Origin of the sequence: Streptomyces sp. Y7 (genome assembly GCF_043195415.1) — a bacterium.
Lineage (GTDB): Bacteria > Actinomycetota > Actinomycetes > Streptomycetales > Streptomycetaceae > Streptomyces.
Genome location: NZ_JBIDDQ010000017.1, coordinates 142300 through 158952, shown reverse-complemented (window position 1 = coordinate 158952; position 16653 = coordinate 142300). Strand labels below are relative to the sequence as shown.

At 71.7% G+C, this 16653-nt stretch carries 11 protein-coding genes; 5 read left to right on the top strand and 6 right to left on the bottom strand.

Annotated elements, in window-relative coordinates; translation table 11 throughout:
- Positions 1–285: 285 nt before the first annotated feature.
- The 3 genes from ACGFW6_RS31705 to ACGFW6_RS31695 form a co-directional block, all read right to left on the bottom strand.
- Entirely contained in the window at positions 286–2454 is a 2169-nt protein-coding gene (locus ACGFW6_RS31705) for a molybdopterin oxidoreductase family protein (RefSeq protein ID WP_393517484.1), read from the bottom strand.
- Positions 2455–2737: 283 nt separating this feature from the next.
- Positions 2738–3034, bottom strand: coding sequence for a hypothetical protein (locus ACGFW6_RS31700; protein ID WP_030958081.1), 297 nt, complete (start codon positions 3032–3034; stop codon positions 2738–2740).
- A 176-nt stretch (positions 3035–3210) separates the two neighbouring features.
- Complete coding sequence (locus ACGFW6_RS31695) at positions 3211–3897, bottom strand: vancomycin high temperature exclusion protein (protein WP_393517481.1); 687 nt, start codon at positions 3895–3897, stop codon at positions 3211–3213.
- Positions 3898–4120: 223 nt separating this feature from the next.
- On the opposite strand from ACGFW6_RS31695, the gene ACGFW6_RS31690 reads away from it, so the two are divergent.
- From ACGFW6_RS31690 to ACGFW6_RS31670, 5 genes are all read left to right on the top strand, one after another.
- Complete coding sequence (locus ACGFW6_RS31690; protein WP_393517478.1) at positions 4121–4993, top strand: sirohydrochlorin chelatase; 873 nt, start codon at positions 4121–4123, stop codon at positions 4991–4993.
- A gap of 181 nt (positions 4994–5174) precedes the next feature.
- The gene (locus tag ACGFW6_RS31685) at positions 5175–6428 is read left to right on the top strand and encodes a deoxyguanosinetriphosphate triphosphohydrolase (RefSeq protein ID WP_393517475.1); all 1254 of its coding nucleotides are present in this window, start codon (positions 5175–5177) and stop codon (positions 6426–6428) included.
- Between the two features lie 156 nt (positions 6429–6584).
- Positions 6585–7850, top strand: coding sequence for an NAD(P)/FAD-dependent oxidoreductase (locus tag ACGFW6_RS31680; RefSeq protein ID WP_393517472.1), 1266 nt, complete (start codon positions 6585–6587; stop codon positions 7848–7850).
- Between the two features lie 29 nt (positions 7851–7879).
- Positions 7880–9781, top strand: coding sequence for a DNA primase (dnaG, locus tag ACGFW6_RS31675; RefSeq protein WP_393517469.1), 1902 nt, complete (start codon positions 7880–7882; stop codon positions 9779–9781).
- A 113-nt stretch (positions 9782–9894) separates the two neighbouring features.
- On the top strand, positions 9895–11199 hold the full coding sequence (locus ACGFW6_RS31670) for an RNA polymerase sigma factor (RefSeq protein ID WP_393517466.1): 1305 nt from the start codon (positions 9895–9897) through the stop codon (positions 11197–11199).
- Between the two features lie 137 nt (positions 11200–11336).
- Here the strand turns inward: ACGFW6_RS31670 and ACGFW6_RS31665 are convergent, their stop codons facing one another.
- From ACGFW6_RS31665 to ACGFW6_RS31655, 3 genes are all read right to left on the bottom strand, one after another.
- Complete coding sequence (locus ACGFW6_RS31665; RefSeq protein ID WP_393517463.1) at positions 11337–13265, bottom strand: ABC transporter ATP-binding protein; 1929 nt, start codon at positions 13263–13265, stop codon at positions 11337–11339.
- Positions 13265–14998, bottom strand: a complete 1734-nt coding sequence (locus ACGFW6_RS31660) for an ABC transporter ATP-binding protein (RefSeq protein ID WP_393517460.1) — start codon at positions 14996–14998, stop codon at positions 13265–13267. Before ACGFW6_RS31660 ends, ACGFW6_RS31665 begins: the two co-directional genes overlap by 1 nt.
- Positions 14999–15173: 175 nt before the next feature.
- Positions 15174–16628, bottom strand: coding sequence for an FGGY-family carbohydrate kinase (locus ACGFW6_RS31655; RefSeq protein WP_393517457.1), 1455 nt, complete (start codon positions 16626–16628; stop codon positions 15174–15176).
- Positions 16629–16653 lie beyond the last annotated feature (25 nt).

Sequence of the window (16653 nt, the reverse complement as noted above, 5' to 3'; positions counted from 1 at the left end):
GAATGTCTCCCGGGCCCGCGGGCGGGCTGTCCTGGCGCCCAGTCGACGGGTCTACGCCGTCACGGGCGTACTCGGACGCGGGGCGCGGTCGCTGTGCCGCCGGGGCTTTCGAGCGCCGTGTCGATCTCCATCCGCGGAACGCCCTTGATTCCAGTAGGCGTCGCATCCGCGACGATGTCAACCGGGTCATGAGCGAGGCCCGGCGCCACAACTCAGCTGGTTGACCAGTCAATTTACGCGGTGCGACCCCTGACCGGGCGTGCCATGGCCAGGTGCGTCGGTGCGTTACGACTCGACCGCCTCCAGCCGTACCGCGCACGTCTTGAATTCCGGCATGCGCGATGTCGGGTCCAGTGCCGGGTTCGTGAGCGTGTTGGCGCGGCCCTCGCCGGGCCAGTGGAAGGGCATGAAGACCGTGTCGGGGCGGATGGCGGTGGTGATGCGGGCGGGGGCCACCGCGCGGCCGCGGCGTGAGATCACGGCCAACGGGTCGCCGTCGGCCGCGCCGAGCCGCGCCGCCAGCCGGGGGTGGAGCTCCACGAAGGGGCCCGGCGCCGCGGTGTTCAGTTCGTCGACGCGGCGGGTCTGGGCGCCGGACTGGTACTGGGCCACGACCCGTCCGGTGGTGAGGAGCACCGGGTACTCGTCGTCGGGCTCCTCGGCGGCCGCGCGGTGCGAGACGGGCACGAACCTCGCCCGGCCGTCGGGTGTGGCGAAGCGGTCGAGGAAGAGACGGGGCGTGCCGGGATGCGCCGCGGCGGCGGTCGCCTCGTCGCCCGCGGCGTCGTCGTCCCGCGCCGGGTCGTCGGCATGCTCGGTGCCGCCGCTTCCGTCGGTCGCCGCCGGACACGGCCAGAACACCCCGTTCTCCTCCGCCAGCCGCCGGTACGTGATCCCCGAATAGTCCGCCGGCCCGCCCGCGCTGGCCCGCCGCAGCTCCTCGAAGACCTCCTCGGCGTCGGTCGGGAAGCCCTTCTCCAGGCCCCGCTCCGCGCCGAGCCGTGCGGCGAGCTCGTGCATGACCTCCAGGTCGCTGCGGACGCCCTCCGGCGGGCTGATCGCGCGGCGGCGCAGCAGGACCCTGCCCTCCAGGTTGGTCATCGTGCCCGTCTCCTCCGCCCACTGCGTCACCGGCAGGACGACGTCCGCGAGTTCGGCCGTCTCCGACAGCACCACGTCGCACACGGCGAGGAAGTCGAGGGACTTGATCCGCTCCTCGACGTGCGCGGCACGCGGCGCCGACACCACCGGGTTGGAGCCCATCAGCAGCAGCGACTTGATGTCGGTGCCGAGCGCGTCCAGCAGTTCGTAGGCACTGCGTCCGGGGCCGGGCAGGGTGTCCGGGTCCACGCCCCACACCTCGGCGACATGCCGCCGTGCCGCGGGGTCGTCCAGCTTGCGGTACCCGGGCAGCTGGTCGGCCTTCTGGCCGTGCTCACGCCCGCCCTGTCCGTTGCCCTGGCCGGTGAGGCAGCCGTATCCGGACAGCGGCCGGCCCGCCCGCCCCGTCGCCAGGCACAGGTTGATCCAGGCGCCCACGGTGTCCGTGCCCTTGGACTGCTGCTCGGGCCCGCGTGCGGTCAGCACCATCGCGTGCTCCGGCTCGCAGAACAGCCGCACGGCTTCCCGGAGTTGCGGCACGGCCACCCCCGTGATCCGTTCCACGTACTCCGGCCAGTGCGCCATCGCGGCGGCCCGCGCCTCCTCCCAGCCCGCCGTGCGCTCCTGGACGTACTCCTCGTCGACCCGCCCCTCGGCGACGACCAGGTGCAGCAGGCCGAGGGCCAGCGCGAGGTCGGTGCCGGGACGGGGTGCGAGGTGCAGGTCGGCCTGCTCGGCGGTCTTCGTGCGGCGCGGGTCGACGACGATCAGCGTGCCGCCGTTCTCCCGCAGTTCGTTGAAGAAGCGCAGCGAGGGCGGCATCGTCTCCGCGAGGTTCGAGCCGACGAGGATGACGCAGCCCGTCCTCGGGATGTCCTCCAGCGGGAACGGCAGCCCCCGGTCCAGGCCGAACGCCTTGATCCCGGCGGCCGCCGCGGACGACATGCAGAAGCGGCCGTTGTAATCGATCTGCGAGGTGCCGAGCACGATCCGCGCGAACTTGCCGAGGCTGTACGCCTTCTCGTTCGTCAGGCCGCCCCCGCCGAAGACCCCGCACGCGTCCGGGCCATGTTCCGTACGCGTGCGGCGAAGGCCCTCGGCGACGCGGTCGAGCGCCTCGTCCCACGAGGCCGGCACGAGAGCGCCGCCCGACCGCACCAGCGGCGAGGTCAGACGGACACCCGAGGCCAGCACCGCGGGAGCCGTACGGCCCTTGCCGCACAGCGCTCCCCGGTTCACCGGGAAGTCCGGGCGCTCGACCACCGCGACACCCCCGTCCTGCTGGGGCGTGAGGTTCATTCCGCACTGCAGGGCGCAGTACGGGCAGTGGGTGGGCGTCGCGGAGTTCGGCATGCCGTTCAGGGTGCTTCGGGCGTGTTACGCGTGCGGCGGTTCCTTGTTACACGCCCGGCACGGTGCCCTCCTCGGCGGCGCCGGGGCGCTGTGAGTGCCGGGGAACGGGCGGCCGTTCGGCTGCGGCGCCGTCGTGGCCGGTCGCGCAGGTCCCCGCGGGCCCCTTGACGGGCGCTGCCCGACTGTGGGTGCGGGGCCTCCGGACACGCCGGAGGGCGGGAGCGAAGCCGTGGCCCCGCTCCCGCCCGTTCAGGGGCCGTCCTTGGTCAGAGGACGCCCTGGATCAGCACACGTACGCGTAGTACGGGACGTCGCCGGGCTCCAGGCCGATCGTCCCGATCGCACCCGGGCCGATCTGGATGCACGTCGGGTCAAAACCGTCGACCTCGACGCTGGCGAAGATGGTGTACCCGCACTCGTTGTAGATGTCCGCCCAGCCGGGACCGTAGCCCCAGAGCTTGGCGCAGCCCGGCTCCCTCGGCTGTCCGGCCTCGGCCGCGGACGCGGTTCCCGCGGCTGCCGTGCCGGCGATCAGCACCGTCGCCGCGGCCGTGGCGAACAGAGAGCGAAGACGAGTCATCAGGTGTCCTTTCCCCCAGACGCGGCGGCGGTCCGATCCGCCACCGCAACTGACCTGGACACTATGAGTAGTTGAACGACTACGGAAAGCTCTCACCGGGGTCATTCACGCGGTTGGCTGGCGTGCGCGCGTCAAAACCTGCGCGCGAGAGCGTGGGCCACTCGTGCCGGGCGCCGCTACCGCCGCGCGGCCAGCGCTCTCGCGACCCCCGGCTCCTGCCGGCCGAGGAAGTGGGGGTCCGGCTCGAAGACGGCGTCCAGGGCGGCCTTGCCGGCCGCGAAAATCTCCCGGGTGCCGCCGTAGTACCAGGTCACGTCGTGTTTGTCCGGCACCCCGACGCCGTACGACGCCACCCCCGCCTCCTCGCACAGCGCGACCGCCCGCCGGATGTGGAAGCCCTGGCTGATCAGCACCGCCTCGTCGACGCCGAAGATCTTCTTGGCCCGGACGCAGGAGTCCCAGGTGTCGAAGCCCGCGTAGTCGCTGACGATGTGCGCGTCGGGCACGCCGTGCCGGGTCAGATACGCGCGCATGGCGTCGGGCTCGTCGTAGTCCTCGCGGCTGTTGTCGCCGGTGACCAGGACCACCTTGATCCGCCCCGCCCGGTACAACTCGGCCGCCGCGTCCAGCCGGTGGGCGAGATAGGGGGAGGGCTCCCCGTCCCACAGCCCGGCGCCGAAGACGACCGCCACGTCGGTGCGCGGCACGTCCGCCGTGGTGCGCAACCGGTCGCCGGTGACGACGTACATCCAGGTGGCGGGAAGCAGCGCCAGCACACATCCGGCCATCACGGCCTGCACGAGCCGCCGCTGTCCCGCGCGGGTGCGCGGAAGTCTCGGTCGGCCCAGCTTCGGTCGGCGCATCGGACGGTCCCTCCCCGGTCGGCACACGGCCTGTCCTCGACAGTCAGGGACGCCCGTCCGGCCCCCGCGGTTCACTCCCCCCGGCGTGAGCAGCTTCACTCCCGTCGGTGAAACCGCAGGTCACGTCACCTCACACCGCCCGGGTGCCGCACCGTGAACCCGGTGTAAGAACCCGTCATTCCTGTGAAACGGGGCGGCAACGTCCCGCCGCCACCATCGGTTCATGACGGCGTCGAACCACCTTCACGACGAGTCCACGACGGCCCACCTCGACAGTACGGCGCACCTCATGAACCGGATCAGCAGCCAGCTCGCCAGCCAGCTCAGCCGCGTCTCGCCCGACGGGAGCCGGCGCCCCGCACCGCCCGCGCTCGTCGTCGTGGCCCACGGCAGCCGCGACCCGCGCGCCCTCAGCACCGTCCGCGCGCTCCTCGACCAGGTCCGCGCGCTGCGCCCCGGCCTGCCGGTCCACCTCGGCCACATCGAGCTGAACGCGCCCCTGCTGCCCGACACGCTCGCCGCGCTCGGCGACCGCGAGGCGATCCTCGTCCCCCTCCTTCTCGGCCGCGGCTACCACATCAAGCGGGACATCCCCGAGATGGCCGCCGAGTCGCGCGTACGCGCCCGCGTGGCCGGCGCGCTCGGCCCGCACCCGCTCCTCGTGGAGGCACTCACCGCCCGTCTGGTGGAGGCCGGCTGGCGCACCCGCATGGACGAGCCCACACGCCGCAGCAGCGCGGTCGTCCTCGCGGCGGCGGGCTCCCGCGACCCCGAGTCCGACCTCGACACCTCCCGCACGGCCCGCCTCCTCGCCGACCGGCTGGGCGTCCCGGTCGTCCCGGCCTACGCGACGACGGCGGCTCCGACGGTCCCGGCCGCCCTGGCGGCACTGGCGTCGCGCGGCCGCACCAGGGTGGCGATCGCCTCCTACTTCACGGCCCCGGGCCGCTTCGCGACGGAGTGCGCGGAGAAGGCCCCGTGGATAGCGTCGGCTCCCCTGGGCACGCACCCGGCGATGGCGAGACTGGTCCTGCACCGCTACGACCGGATGGCGGCGACGCAGGTGACGACAACAGCGGAACTGGCGACCGCTTGAGACGCCGGGGGAGGTGTCCGACTCAGGGGCGCGGGGAACTGCGCGACCAACCCCCACAAACCCGCACACGCCACTCAACAGCACCCGGCAGACGCGAAGGCGCACCCGGCAGACGCGAAGGCGCACCCGGCAGACGCAAAGGCGCACTCCGTTTGTCACCCCCTGCCCGTACTGTCGAGTCATGTCGTACGACCTGCAGGCCCTCGAACGCTGGGCCCCCGAGCCCGACAAACGCCCCGGCCGAACCGCCTTTCAACGCGACCGCGCCCGAATCCTGCATTCCGCCGCGCTGAGAAGGCTCGCCGGTAAAACCCAGGTCGTGACACCGGGAACCCACAGCAACGCCTGGGACCCCAGCCCCCGCACCCGCTTGACCCACTCCCTGGAATGCGCCCAGGTCGGCCGCGAACTCGGCGCGGCCCTCGGCTGCGACCCCGACCTCGTGGAAGCCGCCTGTCTCGCCCACGACCTCGGCCACCCGCCCTTCGGCCACAACGGCGAAGTCGCGCTGAACGAGTTCGCCGAGGACTGCGGCGGCTTCGAGGGCAACGCCCAGTCCCTGCGCCTGCTCACCCGCATCGAACCCAAACGGTTCACCCCGGAGGGCTCCGTCGGCCTCAACCTCACCCGCGCCACCCTCGACGCGGCCACCAAGTACCCCTGGCCCCGCGGCGGCCACCCCACCGACCCGAAGTCCCCGAAGTTCGGCGTCTACGAGGACGACCGGCCCGTCTTCGACTGGGTCCGCAAGGACGCCCCCGGCTCCCGCACCACCTTCGAGGCCCAGGTCATGGACTGGTCCGACGACGTGGCGTACTCCGTGCACGACGTCGAGGACGGCCTGCACGCCGGCCACATCGACCCGAACTGCCTGCACGCCGAACCCGAACGCCGCGAGGTCTTCGCGGTCGCCGTCGGCCGCTACGTCCCCGAGGACACCGACCCCGCCGAACTCGCCGCCGCCCTCGACCGGCTCCAGGACGCCCCCTGGTGGCCGCACGGCTACGACGGCTCGGCCGTCGCCCAGGCCCGTCTGAAGGACGCCACCAGCCAGCTCATCGGCCGCTTCTGCCTGGCCGCCGAGACCGCCACGCGCGCCGCGTACGGCGACGGCCGGCTCACCCGCTACGGCGCCGAGCTCGTCGTACCCCGCCAGACCCGTATGGAGTGCGCGGTCCTCAAGGCCGTCGCGGACCGGTACGTCATGCAGCGCGCCGAGCAGGAGCGGCTGCGCGCCGACCAGCGGATCGTCGTCGCCGAACTGGCCGAGGCGCTCACCGCCCGGGCGCCCGAGGGGCTGGACCCGCAGTTCCGGGCCCTGTTCGACGCGGCCGACGACGAGCGCGCCCGCAAGCGCGTGATCGTCGACCAGATCGCGTCCCTCACGGACGCCTCGGCGCGTGCCCTGCACACGCGGCTCACCCGGCGGGCGTGAGCGCGGGTGCCGTCACCCGCGCGCGACAGGTGAGACACCGGGGGCGAACGGGCACTCGAAAGTGACCCTGCGTGGCCTGATCGGGTCACCCCCTCTTCCCGCATCACGCTGCGTGCGGGACGCTCATGTGGCGGCACCCTTACGAGGAGGCATCAAGTGGTCGACGCGGATCAGACATTCGTCATCGTCGGAGGAGGGCTCGCCGGCGCCAAGGCGGCCGAGACACTCCGAGCGGAGGGCTTCACCGGGCGGGTGATACTGATCTGCGACGAGCGCGACCACCCGTACGAGCGGCCGCCGCTGTCCAAGGGCTACCTCCTGGGCAAGGAGGAGCGCGACAGCGTCTTCGTGCACGAGCCCGCCTGGTACGCGCGCAACGACATCGAGCTGCACCTCGGACAGACCGTCGACGCGATCGACCGTACGGCGAAGACGGTCCGCTTCGGCGAGGACGGCACGGTCGCCCACTACGACAAGCTCCTGCTGGCCACCGGTGCCGAGCCGCGCCGCCTGGACATCCCCGGCACCGACCTGGCCGGAGTGCACCACCTGCGCCGGCTCGCGCACGCCGAGCGCCTCAAGGGCGTCCTCGCCTCCCTCGGCCGCGACAACGGACACATCGTGATCGCCGGGGCCGGCTGGATCGGCCTGGAGGTCGCGGCGGCGGCCCGTGAGTACGGCGCCGAGGTCACCGTCGTCGAGCCCGAGCCGACCCCGCTGCACGGCGTCCTCGGCCCCGAGCTGGGCGGCCTCTTCGCCGAGCTGCACCGCGAGCGCGGGGTGCGGTTCCACTTCGGCCGGCGGCTGACGGAGATCGTCGGCCAGGACGGCATGGTGCTGGCCGCGCGCACCGACGACGGCGAGGAGCACCCCGCGCACGACGTCCTCGCCGCGATCGGCGCGGCCCCGCGGGTCGCTCTCGCGGAGGCGGCGGGGCTCGACATCGCCGACCGTGCGCAGGGCCGCGGCGTGGTGGTGAACGAACAGCTGCGCACCTCCGACCCCGACATCTACGCCGCCGGTGACGTGGCGTCCTTCCCGCACGCCCTGTTCGACACCCGGCTGCGGGTGGAGCACTGGGCGAACGCGCTCAACGGCGGGCCGGTGGCGGCGCGGGCGATGCTCGGGCGGGACGTCACGTACGACCGCGTGCCCTATTTCTTCTCCGACCAGTACGACCTGGGCATGGAGTACTCCGGCTGGGCGCCCGCCGGGTCGTACGACGAAGTGGTGATCCGGGGGGATGCGGGGAAGCGTGAGTTCATCGCGTTCTGGGTGAAGGACGGCCGGGTGCTGGCCGGGATGAACGTGAATGTGTGGGACGTCACAGAGCCGATCCAGCAGCTGATCCGCTCCAAGGCCCAGGTGAACAGCGACAGCCTGGCGGATCCGCATATTCCGCTCGAAAACCTCGCACCGTAGCTGTCAGTGCGCCCCCGTAGAATTCACGCGTGGCAGGACGGATCAACGACGAGGACGTGAAAGCGGTACGGGACGCGGTCCCGATCGACGCCGTGGTGTCCGAGTACCTCCAACTGCGCAACGCGGGCGGCGGGAACCTCAAGGGGCTGTGCCCCTTCCACGACGAGAAGTCGCCCTCCTTCCAGGTCAGCCCCAGCAAGGGGTTCTTCCACTGCTTCGGCTGCCAGGAGGGCGGCGACACCATCACGTTCGTGATGAAGGTCGACCACCTCACCTTCTCGGAGGCCGTCGAGCGGCTCGCCGCCCAGGCCGGCATCACCCTGCGCTACGAGGAGGGCGGCTACAACCCCTCCCACCAGCGCGGTGAACGCATCCGCCTGGTCGAGGCCCACAAGATCGCCGCCGACTGGTACATGGAGCAGCTCGCCACCTCCCCGGAGGCCGACACCGGCCGCCAGTTCCTCGCCGAGCGCGGCTTCGACCAGGCCGCCGCCCAGCACTTCTCCGTCGGCTACAGCCCCCAGGGCTGGGACCACCTCACCCGCTATCTGCGCGGCAAGGGCTTCACCGACAAGGAGCTCCTGCTGTCCGGGCTGTCGCAGGAGGGCCGCCGCGGCCCCATCGACCGCTTCCGGGGCCGCCTCATGTGGCCGATCCGCGACATCGGCGGCGACGTCGTCGGCTTCGGCGCCCGCAAGCTGTACGAGGCGGACAACGGCCCGAAGTACCTCAACACCCCCGAGACGGCGATCTACAAGAAGTCCCACGTCCTCTACGGCATCGACCTCGCGAAGAAGGACATCGCCAAGGCGAGCCGCGCGGTGGTGGTCGAGGGCTACACCGACGTCATGGCCTGCCACCTGGCCGGTGTCACGACCGCGATCGCGACCTGCGGTACCGCCTTCGGCGGCGACCACATCAAGATCCTGCGCCGGCTGCTGATGGACAACGGGTCGGCCCGGGTCATCTTCACCTTCGACGGCGACGCGGCCGGCCAGAAGGCGGCCCTGCGCGCCTTCGAGGACGACCAGAAGTTCGCGGCGGAGACGTACATCGCCATCGCACCCGACGGCATGGACCCCTGCGAACTGCGCCTGGCCAAGGGCGACGAGGCCGTAGCCGACCTGGCCGAACCGCGCACCCCGCTGTTCGAGTTCGCACTGCGCCAGATCGTCGTCCGCTACGACCTCGACACCCCGGCGGGCCGCGCCGCCGCCCTGGACGAGGCGGCACCCATCGTCGCCCGCATCAAGAACAGCGGCGCCCAGCACGAGGTGGCCGTCCAGCTCGCCGGCATGCTCGGCATCCTGGACACCCAGTTCGTGGTCAAGCGGGTGGCCCAGCTCGCGCGGTGGGCGCGCGACCGGGGCGGCAGGGGGCAGGCGCCCACGCCCCGCGGCGGGCAGCAGTACGACACCGCGCCCGCGCCCCGCTCCTCCGGCCCCGCCCTGACCCTGCGCAACCCCGTCTACGCCACCGAGCGCGAGCTGCTCAAACTCGCCCTCCAGCGCCCCGAGTTGGTCTCCCCGGCCTTCGACGCGTACGGCATCGACGAGTTCACCGCCGCCCCCTACGCCGCCGTACGCCAGGCGATCATGGACGCCGGCGGCGCGGAGTACGGCACCCAGGACGCACAGGAGTACCTGGTCCGGGTCCGGGACGCGGCCCCCGACGACCAGGTCCGCGCGATGGTCACCGAGCTGGCCGTCGAGGCGATCATGCGCAGGACCGTCGACGAGAACTACGCCGGCGAGCAGCTCGTCACCGTCCGCCGCCGTGCCGTGGAGCGCCGGGTGCGCGACGTGCAGAGCCAGCTCACCCGGCTCGGCGCGGGCGGCGACCCGGCCCAACTGGCGTCCGTGCAGAACGAACTGTGGGTGCTGCAGCAGTACGACCAGGCATTGCGCGGGCACGGCGCGGCAGCGCTCTGACGGCTCGCCCCACCCGCCGTACGGCAGGGTAACCGCGCGGTCACGGCCCGATTGCAAAAAGTCACCGCACGCCCCTCGTGGCGGCGATGTGTCGTACTCCACACTGGGTTCCGGTGCCTGAGTCCTCGGAGCGCGGCCGACCCGTCCCTCGCGGGTCCCACACCCCCGCGGTTCCGCTCATCGCGTACGGGACGGACAGCGGCGAGGCCGCCGACTCCGCCCTCGAAGCAGCGCTGCCGTACGCCTCGGCAGCGATCATCCTGGAGGTCGCCCCCGTGCAGACCCAGACCCTCATCCAGACCGACACCGGTACGGACGGCACGGCCGCTGACGCGGAGACCGACGTTCTCGTCGCGGTGCCGCCGCAGAACCGTGTCGCGCACCACCCCGAGGCGGAACCCGGCAGCCCGCCCGAGCCGGCGGAGCCGCCGGCCGACGCGCTGGACACCGCCGACACCGCAGAGCCGGTCGAGACACCGCTGCCGGCCCGCGCCCGCGCCGACAACAGTGGTCCCTCCTCGGACCTCTTCCGCCAGTACCTGCGGGAGATCGGCCGTATCCCGCTGCTCACGGCGGCCGAGGAGGTCGAGCTCGCCCGCCGTGTCGAGGCCGGCCTGTTCGCCGAGGAGAAGCTCGGCACCCACGGTCTGGACAGCCGGCTCGCCCTCGACCTGGACCGCCTGGTCGTCATGGGCCGGATGGCCAAGCGGCGCCTCATCGAGGCGAACCTGCGGCTCGTGGTGTCGGTCGCCAAGCGGTACGTCGGGCGCGGCCTGACCATGCTCGACCTGGTCCAGGAGGGCAACCTCGGGCTGATCCGGGCGGTCGAGAAGTTCGACTACGCCCGCGGCTACAAGTTCTCGACGTACGCCACCTGGTGGATCCGCCAGGCCATGTCCCGCGCCCTCGCCGACCAGGCCCGCACCATCCGGGTTCCGGTCCATGTCGTCGAGCTGATCAACCGGGTCGTGCGCGTGCAGCGCCGCATGCTCCAGGAGCGCGGCTACGAGCCGACGCCGGAAGAGGTCGCCGACCACCTCGACCTCGCGCCCGAGCGGGTCACTGAGGTCCTGCGGCTCGCCCAGGAACCGGTGTCGCTGCACGCGCCCGTGGGTGAGGAGGACGATGTCGCCCTCGGCGACCTGATCGAGGACGGCGACGCGACGTCGCCGGTCGAATCGGCCGCGTTCCTGCTGCTCAGGGAGCACCTGGAGGCGGTCCTGTCGACGCTCGGCGAACGCGAACGCAAGGTCGTCCAGCTCCGCTACGGCCTGGCGGACGGCCGTCCTCGCACGCTGGAGGAGATAGGCCGCATCTTCGGCGTGACGCGGGAACGCATCCGCCAGATCGAGTCGAAGACCCTCAACAAGCTGCGGGACCACGCGTTCGCGGACCAGCTGAGGGGCTATCTGGACTGACGCCGTCCGCGGGCCCGGTGGGGGCCGGCCGCGCAGTTCCCCGCGCCCCTGAGGTACGTGCCGCTGACGCCCCTTCAGGGGCGCGGGGAACTGCGCGACCCGCCACAACGGACCCGCAGCCCCCCGCGACCGGCGCCTCAGTCCACCTCGGCCACCGCCTGCGCGAACTGCGCCTTGTACAGCCGCGCATACGCCCCGTCGGCGGCCAACAGCTCGCTGTGCGCGCCCTGTTCGACGATCGAGCCGTTCTCCATGACGAGGATCGTGTCCGCGTCCCGGATGGTCGACAGCCGGTGCGCGATGACGAACGACGTACGCCCGTGCGCCAGCTTCGCCATCGCCTTCTGGATCAGCACTTCGGTACGGGTGTCGACCGAGGACGTCGCCTCGTCCAGGACCAGGATCACCGGGTCGGACAGGAACGCCCGCGCGATGGTGATCAGCTGCTTCTCGCCCGCGCTGACCCCCGACCCCTCGTCGTCGATCACCGTGTCGTACCCGTCGGGCAGCGTACGGACGAACCGGTCCGCGTGGGCGGCCCGCGCGGCCTCCTCGATCTCGCCGCGGGTGACGTCCCTGGACGCCCCGTAGGCGATGTTCTCCGCGATCGTGCCGCCGAACAGCCAGGTGTCCTGGAGCACCATCCCGATCCCGGCGCGCAACTCGTCCCGGGACATCCCGGCGATGTCCACGCCGTCCAGGGTGATGCGCCCTGACGACACGTCGTAGAAGCGCATCAGCAGGTTGACCAGCGTCGTCTTGCCGGCCCCCGTCGGCCCCACGATCGCGACCGTGTGCCCGGGCTCCACCTTCAGCGACAGGTCCTCGATCAGCGGCTTCTCGGGGTCGTACCGGAAGGACACGTGCTCCAGCGCCACCCGGCCCCGCAGTTCCTCCGGCCGCACGCCCGGCACCGGATCCGCCTGCTGCTCCTCCGCGTCGAGGAGCTCGAAGACCCGCTCGGCCGAGGCGACACCGGACTGCACGAGGTTCGCCATCGACGCCACCTGCGTCAGCGGCATCGAGAACTGCCGCGAGTACTGGATGAACGCCTGCACATCACCGATCGACAGCGAACCCGAGGCGACCCGCAGACCGCCGACCACGGCGACCAGGACGTAGTTGAGGTTCGACACGAACAGCATCAGCGGCTGCATCACACCGCTGTTGAACTGCGCCTTGAACCCGGCCTCGTACAGCGCCTCGTTCTGCTCGGCGAACAGCTCGGCCGACTCCCGCTGGCGTCCGAACACCTTCACCAGGGTGTGCCCGGTGTACATCTCCTCCACGTGGGCGTTGAGCTTGCCCGTCGTGCGCCACTGCTGCACGAAGTGCGGCTGCGACCGCTTGCCCACGCGCGTGGCGACGACGAACGACAGCGGCACGGTCACCAGCGCGACCAGCGCCAGCAGCCACGACACCCAGAACATCATCGCCAGCACACCGATGATGGTCAGCACCGAGTTGATCAGCTGCCCCATCGACTGCTGGAGCGTCTGCCCGATGTTGTCGATGTCGTTGGTCGCCCGGGACAGCACCTCACCGCGCTGACGCTTGTCGAAGTACGACAGCGGCAGCCGCGACAGCTTCGTCTGGACGTCCTCGCGCATCCGGTACATCGTGCGGTTCACGGCCCGGTTCACGAGCCGGGTCGCCACCGCCATCAGCAGACCGGCGACGAGGAACACCCCGAGCGCGAACAGCAGGACATGCCCCACGGCCGTGAAGTCGATGCCCTGGCCAGGGGTGAAGTCCGTGCTGCGCAGCATGTCGGCGATCTGGTCGTCGCCGCGCTCCCGCATGGCCGCGAGGACCTGCTCCTTGGTCATCCCGGGCTCGAACTGCCGCCCGACGATGCCCGCGAAGACCAGGTCGGTGGCCTCACCGAGGATCTTCGGCCCGGCGACCGACAGGCCCACGCTCACCACCACGCAGAACAGCAGCACGTAGATGGTGATCCGCTCGGGCTTGAACCGGGCGATCAGCCGCCGGCCCGACACCTTGAAGTCCAGCGACCGCTGATCGGGACCGCCGCCGGCCATCATCCGTCCCATGGGCCCGGCCATCAGGCGGCCTCCGCTTCCGTCAGCTGGGAGAGCACGATCTCCCGGTACGTCTCGTTGTCCGCCATCAGCTCGTGGTGCCGGCCGGTGCCGACGACCCGTCCCTCGTCGAGCACGACGATCCGGTCGGCGTCCCGGATGGTCGCCACCCGCTGGGCGACGATCACCACGGTCGCCTCGGACGTCTCCTGCCCGAGCGCGGCGCGCAGGGCGGCGTCGGTGGCGTAGTCGAGGGCGGAGAAGGAGTCGTCGAAGAGATAGATCTCCGGGCGCTGCACCAGCGTGCGCGCGATCGCCAGCCGTTGCCGCTGACCGCCCGAGACGTTCGTGCCGCCCTGGGCGACGGGCGCGTTCAGCCCGCCCTCCAGCCGCTCCACGAACTCCTTGGCCTGCGCCACCTCCAGCGCGTGCCACAGCTCGTCGTCCGTCGCGTCCGGATTGCCGTAGCGCAGGTTGGTCGCCACCGTCCCGGCGAACAGGTACGGCTTCTGCGGCACCAGTCCGACGGTCTTCGCGAGGACCTCGGGGTCGATCGTCGCGACGTCCTCCCCGTCCACCAGCACCCGGCCGTCGGTCGCGTCGAACAGCCGGGGGACCAGCCCCAGCAGGGTCGACTTGCCGCTGCCGGTCGAGCCGATCACGGCCGTCGTCTCACCCGGCCGCGCGACCAGGTCGATCGACTTCAGCACCGGCTCCTCGGCACCCGGGTAGCGGAACCCGCCGCCCCGGATCTCCAGATGACCGTGCCGGCGCAGCTCCCGCACCGGCGCGGTCGGCGGCACCACGCTGGAGGAGGTGTCCAGGACCTCCTGGATGCGCTCGGCGCACACCTCCGCGCGCGGCACCATCATGAACATGAAGGTGGCCATCATCACGGACATCACGATCTGCATCAGATAGGCGAGGAACGCCGTCAGGTCGCCGATCTGCATGCCGCCGCTGTCGATGCGGTGGGCGCCGAACCACACCACCGCGATGGACGACAGGTTCACCACCGTCATGACGATCGGGAACATCAGCGCGAGCAGGTTGCCGGTGCCCAGGGCCATGTCGGTGAGCCCGGCGTTCGCCTTCTGGAACCTCTGCTGCTCGTACTCGTCGCGCACGAAGGCGCGGATCACCCGGTTGCCGCTGATCTGCTCGCGCAGCACCCGGTTCACGGTGTCCAGGCGCACCTGCATGGTCCGGAACAGCGGCCGCAGCCGCCGCACGATCAGGGTCACGCTGATGCCGAGGGTGGGCACCACGGCCACCAGCACCGCGGACAGCGGCACGTCCAGGCCGAGCGCCAGCACGATCCCCCCGACGCACATGATGGGCGCCGACACCATCAGCGTGAACGTCATCAGCGCCAGCATCTGCACCTGCTGGACGTCGTTGGTCGTCCGGGTGATCAGCGACGGCGCGCCGAAATGGCCGAGCTCACGCGCCGAGAACGACTGCACCCGGTCGAAGACGGCGGCCCGCACGTCCCGGCCGAGCGCCGCCGCGGTGCGGGCGCCGTAGTAGACGGCACCGATGTTGCACACGACCTGCGCCAGCGAGATGCCGATCATCAGGGCGCCGTAGCTCAGGATGTAGCCGGTGTCGCCGTTGACGACACCCTTGTCGATGATGTCCGCGTTCAGCGTGGGCAGGTAGAGCGTGGCGCAGGTCTGCAGGAACTGCAGCAGCACCAGCAAGGCGATGGGTTTTCGGTACGGACTGAGGTGGGTCCGCAGAAGTCGTATGAGCACGCTGCTTCTCTCGGAGTCGGCGACGGGGCGGCCTTTGGTTGCCCCTGGCCCCTATCGTCGAACACTCCAGCGGTGTTACCTCAACCGATTAAGCCGTCAGCGCCTCCTCATACGGCCTTCCGGGTCCGGTTCCTACCTCGCTCTTACCTTCCGGAAGATCCACAGCGCCCGGCCGCTACGACCGGAACGCCCCCGGATGCGTCTGCTCGCGCACCGACACGAACTGCTGGCGCACCGCCTGGCCCACCGCCAGCTCCTCACCGGGCTCCAGGACCTGCGCCGCCGCGCCCTGCCAGACCGGCGGCGTCCGCGGATCGAGCGAGCCCTGCGACACGCCGAGCGCCCACGCGGCCTGCCGGGCGGCGCCGATCGCCGCGTAGTCCGCGGGCTGCGGTACGACGACCTGTGTCCCGAACAGCGCGGGCGCCGCCGCCTGCACGGCCGGCAGCTCGGCCACCGCGCCGAGCAGGAAGACCCGGCGTACCTCGACACCCCGGCCGCGCAGCACGTCGAGCGCGTCCGCGAGCCCGCACAGCATGCCCTCGAAGGAGGCCCGCGCCAGATGCTCCGGCTTCATCGACTCCCGGCGGAGCCCGGCGAGGGTGCCCGCGGTGTGCGGCAGGTTCGGCGTCCGCTCACCCTCCAGGTAGGGCAGGAACACCAGGCCGTGCGAGCCCGGCGTCGACTTCATCGCCAGGTCGGACAGGCCCTCCAGGTCGGGCACGCCGAGGAGTTCGGCGGTGCCGCGCAGGGTGCGCACGGCGTTGAGGGTGGTGACGACCGGCAGGTGCATGCCGGTCGCGTCGGCCAGGGAGGTGATCATCCCGGAGCTGTCGACGAGCGCCTCGGGGTGGACGGCCATCACGGAACCGGACGCGCCGAGCGACACGACGGCGTCGCCGAGCCCGATGCCGAGCCCGAAGGCGGCGGCCATGGTCTCGCCGGTCCCCGCGGAGATCAGCAGCCCCTCCGGAGTCGTACCGGCCGCCTCGGCCGGCCCGATCACCTCGGGCAGCATGGCCTGGTGGCCGAGCGCCAGCTCGACGAGGTCGGTGCGGTAGCCGCCGGCCGCCGCCGACCAGTAGCCGGTGCCCGAGGCGCCGCCGCGGTCTGTGGTCCTTCTCACCGGGCGGCCGAGAAGCTGCCACACCAGCCAGTCGTGCGCCTGCATGAGCACGGCGGTGCGCGCGGCGTTCTCCGGCTCGGTCTTGGCGAGCCAGCGCAGCTTGGTCACCGGCTGCGCGGCCTGTGGCACACAGCCCACCGCCTGCGCCCATGTCCCGCGCCCGCCCAGCGCGTCGATCAGATCCGCCGCCGCGACCTGGGCGCGCTTGTCGCCGCCGACCATCGCGGGACGCACGGTGTTGCCCTGCGCGTCGAGCGGGACCAGCGCGTTCTGCTGCGCCGACACGCCGATGGCCTGCACGCCTTCGAGCAGCCCGCCGGTGGCCGCCTCACCGAGTGAGAGCAGCCAGGCCTGCGGGTCGACGTCGGAGGGACGCGCGCCGCCCTCCGGCGACTCCACCGGGTGCGGGGCGTACCCCTGCCTGAGCACGGCGCCTGAATCCGTGTCGCAGACGACGATGCGCGTGAAATCGGGCGAACTGTCCAGCCCGGCGACTATCCCCATGGCCCAAATTGTGCCGTAGCGCTGC